This is a genomic window from Streptomyces sp. NPDC058751 (assembly GCF_042746485.1).
In the GTDB taxonomy this organism is placed as follows: domain Bacteria; phylum Actinomycetota; class Actinomycetes; order Streptomycetales; family Streptomycetaceae; genus Streptomyces.
Genome location: NZ_JBHYPZ010000071.1, coordinates 29,047 through 36,046 on the forward strand (window position 1 = coordinate 29,047; position 7,000 = coordinate 36,046).

Sequence of the window (7,000 nt, forward strand, 5' to 3'; positions counted from 1 at the left end):
GCAGCATGGCAGCATGGCACAGCACTCCGCACAACGGCCGACGGGGGAAGCGGAGACCACCCGCTCGGTCGGAGAGCTCCTCCTCACCTTTATGGCGGGTTCGGTACTCCTGCCCCTGCTGCAAGGCGTGACCGGCAAGGCGGGCGAGGACATCTATAGCTGGATGCGCGGACTGTTCTCCGGGCGGAAGGCGGAGGAGGTCGAAGAGCGGCTGACGGAAGAGGGCCAGATCTGCGTTGTCGACTCCGTGCGGCGCCTGGTCTTCGAGCTCCCGGCGGACCTGACGGACCGTGAGACCGCGGCCATCCTGAGCCTGCGGCTGCCCTCTGACGCCGACACATGGCTGCTGGTCAGGAAGGACTACGCGCGGCGGATCTGGGTGATCGAGCCGACGGACGCCCCGCCGGAGCGCAGCGTGGAGGCCGCCGCCACGGACACCGCACCCGACGGCAGTAGGGAGGCCCCCGTCCCGCCAACGCAAGCCTCTGCCACACAGGCCCCGCCGGACGGCAGCCCGCCGCCGCGCACGGACGTCCCGCCGCGGGCGGACACCGAAGCGTGACCCGACAGGAGGCTCTGACCTGGGCGGACACCCTCATCCGGGAAGCCCGGCAAGTGCAGCGGGAGCCCGATCCGAAGCGGCAACAGGGGCTGCTGACGGCCGTCCTGTCCGCCGAGAGCGATCGAGCCCTCGCGGTATTGCAGGCGACCGCGGCGCTGGACCGCTTCCGGACCGGCCAGGAGGTCGACAGCGACAGCCTGGACATGGCAGCGATCACCGCGCTGGGCTGGCTGGAGTACCTGCGAGCCGTGGCCCAGCGCCGGGAGAACGGCGGACCGGAGCTGTCCCGGGCACTGTCGATCCTGTTCACGGCCTACCAGTTCGATCCTGCCTCCGTGCCTCGGGAGACGCTGCCGGTCTTCATCCCGATCGCCCCGTCTCCCGCCAAGTCGCTCGTCGCGAGCAGACTCCAGGAGCATCAGGTCACCAGGGAGTTCGAACCGCTGCGCCAGGCCCTCGACCTGCTGGAGGCCACACCGACTGGCCTCGACCAGGGGGCCCCGCTCGCCGAGGGGTGGCTGAAGCTGCTGGTCTCCGCCCAGGCGGCCTTGTCCCTGCACCACAAGGTCCTGTTCCTGCGCACCGGTATGCGCGAGCACCTGGAACAGGCCGTCGAGATCTGCCGTACGGCGCTTGCCCTCAGCCCCGCCGAGCACTGGCCGGATCTGGCCGACCAGCTCTCGGATTGCCTGCGCTCCCGAGGGGAGTCGTACGGCGACCTCGCGGCGGTGGAAGAGGCCATCGCGCTCAGCCGTGAAGCCTTCCACAGGGCGCGGGCCGCTGGCGCCGTGGACCCTCGGATACTGTCCCGTCTCGCGGTGGCCCTGCGGGTCGCCTACAACCTGTCGCCGACACTCGACCGGATCGACGAGGCCGTACGGTACGGCCGTCAGGCCGTCGAGCAGACGCCCCGGGACGACCCCAACTGGATTCTACGGGCCAACAATCACGCTTCGTCGCTAATCATGCGCCACCGGCTCAGCGGACGTACAAAGGACATCGCTGAGGCCGTGAAGTGGTACAGCCGTGCCGCCGAACTCCCGCTGGAGCCCGGGCATCCCGACCCGGGCATGCCTTACGGCAATCTCTGTGAGGTGCTCAGGACCCGCTACCTGCCGACGACCGACATCGCGGGGCTCACCCTAGCGGTCGAGGCCGGACGCCGCGCTGTCGAGCTCACCCCACCCGAGCACGCCAACTACGGCCTGTACACGGGAAATCTGGCAAACACCCTGAACACCCTCACGGAACTGACCGACGATCCGGGCAACGCCGACGAGGCGCTGCGCATGGCCCGCGCCTCGGTGGCAGCGACCGCTCCCGGACACGCTGACTTCCTCCTCCGGCTGGGCGCGTTGGTTGGGGCGCTGGTCACGAAGGACCAAGGCACCGACAACACGGCCACGCTCGAGGACTGTCACCATCTGCTGCGCAAGGGCCTCGACGCCGCGAGCCCCGCGCATCCCGACTACCCAAGTATCCTTGCCCTTCACGTGCAGATCCTTCACGATCTGTACAGACGTACCGACCGGCAGGCCTACGTTGAGGAGTCCGTGCGGGCCCTGCGGGCGGCGAGCGAGGCGCTCTCTTCCAACCGGTTCAACGTGGGCAGGGTCCTGTGCCTGTTGCCCCTCGCATGGCGCGAGGCGGTCGCGGCCAAGGTCGTGGCGCCCGAGGAGCTGGCGCGGCTCGTCCCCGTGATCCGCACACGCCTGCGGGACTCCGAGCCCGGCTCGGCCGAGCGCTGCGAGCTCCTCGTCGCCCTGACCAACGCACTGATCTCCCTCCATCAGTTCGACCCGCGTCCCGAACTGCTCGACGAGGCCATCGCGACGGCCACCGAGACCAGCTCGGCCGACACGCAGTACCACGTGCACCTGCCTCAGTACCTGATCGCCCAGTCGATCCCCTTCATGCAGCTGTACGCCAGCTACGGCGACCCCGTAGCGCTGACGGAGGCGATCGGTGTGCTGCGGCGCGCGCACGGCCTGCTGGCGGGCCTCGACCGCAGCCGCGCGGATGTGGCCCAGCGGCTGTGCGTCCTGCTGATCCACGCGGTCGACTTCCAGGGACCTACCGCGGTCACTGACGCCATCCGCTACGCCCGTGAGGCCGTGGAGCTGTTACCCGCCGGGACGCCTGGGCACCGCAACGCCTCCACGCTGCTCAGCGCAGCCCTCCAACTGCACAGCGACCGGACCCGTTCCAGGCGCCACCTCGACGAGGCGCTCGCCATCTCCCGTGCTCTGCTCGCGCAGACACCGTCCGACTCGCACGAGAGGCCGCAGTACCTGGTGGACCTGGGCCACGGACTGATGCGCAAGGCCCGACTCGACGACGACCTTCGGCCGCTCGACGAGGCCGTCGAGACGTTCCGCACCCTGACGGAGGCGGAAACCGCAGACGACCCCTCGCGGCCCAGCCACCTTGCCCAGCTCGCCCAGCTGTACGCTGCCCGTCACGACGCGACCGGCCAGGTGGCCGACCTAAACGCCGCTCTCGACACGTACGACGAGGCCGCGCGGACGCCGAACGCCTCCCCTCAGGACCTGCTCCTGGTAGGCCGCAGCAGTGCAGAACTCAACGCCGCACACGGCAACTGGGGCCCTGCGATGAAGGCGTACACGCTGGCGGTCGGACAACTGCCCTTCGTGGTGGGCCCGCGACTGAACCGGGAGACCCAGGACGCGCTGCTGCCGGATACGACCGGCGTGGCGATCGCCGCCGCGTCGTGCGCACTGGAGCTGGCCGATCCGCTCCGGGCCGTTCGGATGCTCGAAGCGGGGCGGGCCACGCTCATCACCCAGGCGATCGACCTGCGGGGCCCCCTGGCGACGGCGCGCGAGCACGCGCCGCATCTGGCTGCACGGTGGCAGCAACTGCGCCAAGAGACCGCCGCCCGCTTCCCGGAGAACCTGGTCCAGCGCCATGGACGGGCCGCGCGCTGGGACGCGCTCCGCAAGGAGTTGGCTGAGCTGCCCGGCATGCCGGACCTGCTGGCCCCCATCTCCCGCACGGTGCTGGCCAACGCCACCGCCGAGGGACCAGTGGTGATCGTCACAGCACACGGCGGCCGGACCCACGCGCTCCTGGTCCAGGACGGTGACGTCGATGCCGTACGGCTGGCGCTGGCCGAGGAGGACGTCGGGCGAGCGGTCGAGGATCTGCTGCGGGACCAGCCGCAGGCCGCGACCCGGCCGGACGCCGCTTGGCGCGTGTCCGAGACGCTCGAACGGCTGTGGGACGATGTCACCCAGCCCGTGCTGAGCGCCCTGGGCCTGGACACTGCGCGTACACCGCAGGAGGCGCCGCGCCTGTGGTGGTGCCCGACCGGTCTGTTCACCTTCCTCCCGCTCGCCGCGGCCGGTCACCACGGCTGCGGCGACACGGTCCTGGACCGCGTGGTCTCGTCGTTCACCCCGACGATCCAGGCCCTCACCCACGCCCGCCGCCCCGGAGCCCGCGACGACCGCGGCTCGTTCCTGTGCGTGGGCGTACCGGACGCCCCCGGTCTGCCGCCGCTGCACGGCGTGTCCTCGGAGATCGCGTCGCTGCGCGAGCGGTTCCCGGACGGCGTCTTCCTCGCCGGCCAGGACGCGACGGCGGACCGCGTCCTCGCCCGGCTGGCCGCAGCCGACCGAGCGCACTTCGCCTGTCACGGCGTCAACTCGCCCTATAGCCCGTCGTCGAGCTGTCTCGTCCTGCACGACGGCACTGAACTGCCCGTGACAGACGTCAGCCGGCTCGACCTGAACGCCGAGTTCGCCTTCCTGTCGGCCTGCAGCACTGCCCAAGGCGGCTACGACGTCCCCGACGAGGCCATCACCGTCGCGTCCGCCTTCCTCCTGGCCGGCTACCGCAACGTCGTCGGCACCCTGTGGTCCATCCACGACACCGAAGCCCCGCACACTGCCGCGGACTTCTACCGCTGCCTGAGCCCCACAACCCCACCCGCCCGCGCTCTCCACGAGGCCCTGCACCAGGCGCGCACCCGTGTTCCCGAACGTCCCGACGTGTGGTCGGCGTACGTGCACTACGGCGCGTGATCGGTGCATTCGTCCCCCTTGCCGTGCCCGTCCCTCGGTTCGGACATCTTCCCGTTCTCCGTCATGACGCGGCGTGCGGTGGCGGCGGCCTCCTGGCTCTGTTCGCGAGAACGGGTTCTGGCTCGCTTTCCGGCTTTCCGTGAACCGGTCACGGTGAGTAGCTTCCGCAGGCAGAGGGTCTGTCCAGCTGGCCCTGTCTCGCATTCGGTGGTGACGGAGCGTGCTGTTATCCGAGGCCGGGCCTGCTACGACTTGACCGGAAACGGGGGAGAGGGCCATGTCGGAGTACCAGCACTACCAGTTCGCGGTCGACACCTCGTTGACCGACGGGCAGCTCGCGCAGATCCGCGCACTGACGACACGCGCGAGCCTGACCCGGCACAGCTTCGTGAACACCTACGGCTGGGGCGACTTCAAGGGTGACCCCCGGCTGCTGGTGGAGACCCACTACGACGCCCACCTCTACTTCGCGAACTGGGGCACCCGGCGGCTGATCCTGCGCTGGCCCGCCACCGCCCTGTCCCTGGACACCGCCCGGGCGTACTGCGCCGGTGACTCGGCGGAGGCATGGGAGAGCAACGGACACGTCCTTCTCGCCCTGGAGTCCGATCCAGACGACGACACCGAGGACTTCAACGACCTCTTCGGCATCGACGAGGACGGCTTCGACGAGGACGGGGGCCGGGACGAGCAGTGGCTGCCCTCCATCGCCCGCGCCCGACGGCAGGTCGCCGAGGGAGACCTGCGCCTGCTCTACCTCGCCTGGCTGCTGCGCGCACACAACGGCGAACTCGACGACGACGACCTGGAACCCGCCGTGCCACCAGGACTGGCCGACCTTCCCGAGCCGCTGGCCGACCTGGCCACGTTCCTGCGCATCGACGAAGACCTCATCGCGGCCGCGGCCCAGCACGCACCCCCACCGGCCCCGCCCCCGACACTCGCCGCCCACCGGGCCTGGACCGCCACCCTCGACCCGCAGGAGAAGGACACCGTCCTCGCCCAGCTCCTCCACGACGGCGATCCTCACCTCCTGTCTGGGCTGCGCCGCCGCTTCCTGGAAAGCCGGCCGCCCGGCGGCCCTGCTCCCGCGCCCCGCACGGTTGCCGAACTCCTTGCCGCGGTCCCTGCCCGGAAGAGGCTGCGTATCGCCCGCCAGGAACAACAGGCGGCAGAGGAACGCGACCGGGTGGTGCGGCAGGCGCTCGAGGCCCAGGACCGGCGGCTGGCCGACCTGCGGCACGATCCCGAGGCGGCCTGGCACCGCGTGGGAGAACTCCTCTCACAGCGAGGAACCCGCCACTACCCGGAGATCGTCCGTCTCCTGGGAGACCTGGCCGCCCTCGCCGACCGGGACGCCACCACCGGCGCGTTCGCGGAGCGGTACGCCCGGTTCATCGCCGCTCACCGGACGAAGAAGGCCCTGCTGCGCGATCTCAGAGCCGGGGGACCCGCCTGCACCGCCCTCATCGCGCTCACCCCCGCGGCGGACTGAACCCCGGCACCGGCCCGTCCTGTGGCATAGCCATGGCTCTTCAGCGCCCGTCCACCGTTTCGCGGGCGGGCACCTTCCCGGGCCCGTGCCGCTGACGGTCGCCGGACAGCGCGACGATCCGAAATCCTTCCGGTTCAGTGCCGCCCCTGCCCGTGCAGCGGTTCCGGGTGGCGCCTCACCGCGTTCGTGCACCCCGAATTCCGTCAACCAGGACAGCCGCCCCGCCTCCTGCTCCTCCACAGCACGCCCCCGCCTGCCGGCCGCGACCACTTCGACCGCCGCCCGCCACAGCTATGAGAAGACCGCGACCATCTACCTGGCCGGCCTGTATATCGCTGGCATCTGCCGCTGGGCAGGATCATGATCAACGCCTTGCCGGACAGTCCGAGAGGTGAGCCATGCGCGACGACTACCCGAGCTTCCCTGGGTTCGAGAACGCTTACCTGGAGGACAGCTACGTCCTGGACGTCGCGGTCCACCCCGGGATCTTGACTCTCCAACTCGATCTGCTGCTCTTGCCGTCACACCCCGAATGGAGACACCCACTGCCGGGGGAACGTGCCTGCTTCCGACCGGCCACCATCGTCTTCCCCCGCGTACGCGACGTGCGCTGGACGGGGCAGGGTGTCGTCAAGCCCGCTATCGGCGCTAGCGGCACTCTCGACTTCGGATCAGTGGACTCTCTGACCCGCGACGCGGACAACTACATGCTGCTGGGCGACTGGGGCAAGATTCTCCTGAAGTCGGACATGCCCTTCCTGTCCATCGACGGATCTCCCTCACCTGATCCAGACGAACCTGCCTAGTGACCTGAGTCAGAGATTCGGTGGCAGTAGGCGGCGACTTTGTCGAGGATCTCGTCTGCTGTTTTCGTCCAGACGAACGGTCTGGGGTGCT

4 protein-coding genes are annotated in these 7,000 nt (G+C 70.0%); all 4 read left to right on the plus strand.

The window, feature by feature from the left end; genetic code table 11:
- The first annotated feature begins 13 nt into the window (after positions 1 to 13).
- On the plus strand, positions 14 to 562 hold the full coding sequence (locus ACFW6B_RS39370; RefSeq protein WP_386604406.1) for a hypothetical protein: 549 nt from the start codon (positions 14 to 16) through the stop codon (positions 560 to 562).
- A complete protein-coding gene (locus ACFW6B_RS39375) occupies positions 559 to 4,608 on the plus strand; it encodes a CHAT domain-containing protein (RefSeq protein WP_386604408.1) in 4,050 nt (1,349 codons plus the stop codon). Before ACFW6B_RS39370 ends, ACFW6B_RS39375 begins: the two co-directional genes overlap by 4 nt.
- 277 nt (positions 4,609 to 4,885) lie before the next feature.
- Positions 4,886 to 6,103 carry a hypothetical protein gene (locus ACFW6B_RS39380; protein WP_386604410.1) on the plus strand — a complete coding sequence of 406 codons (1,218 nt, stop codon included), beginning with the start codon at positions 4,886 to 4,888 and terminating at the stop codon, positions 6,101 to 6,103.
- Positions 6,104 to 6,501: 398 nt separating this feature from the next.
- Positions 6,502 to 6,909, plus strand: a complete 408-nt coding sequence (locus ACFW6B_RS39385; protein WP_386604412.1) for a hypothetical protein — start codon at positions 6,502 to 6,504, stop codon at positions 6,907 to 6,909.
- Positions 6,910 to 7,000: the final 91 nt, after the last annotated feature.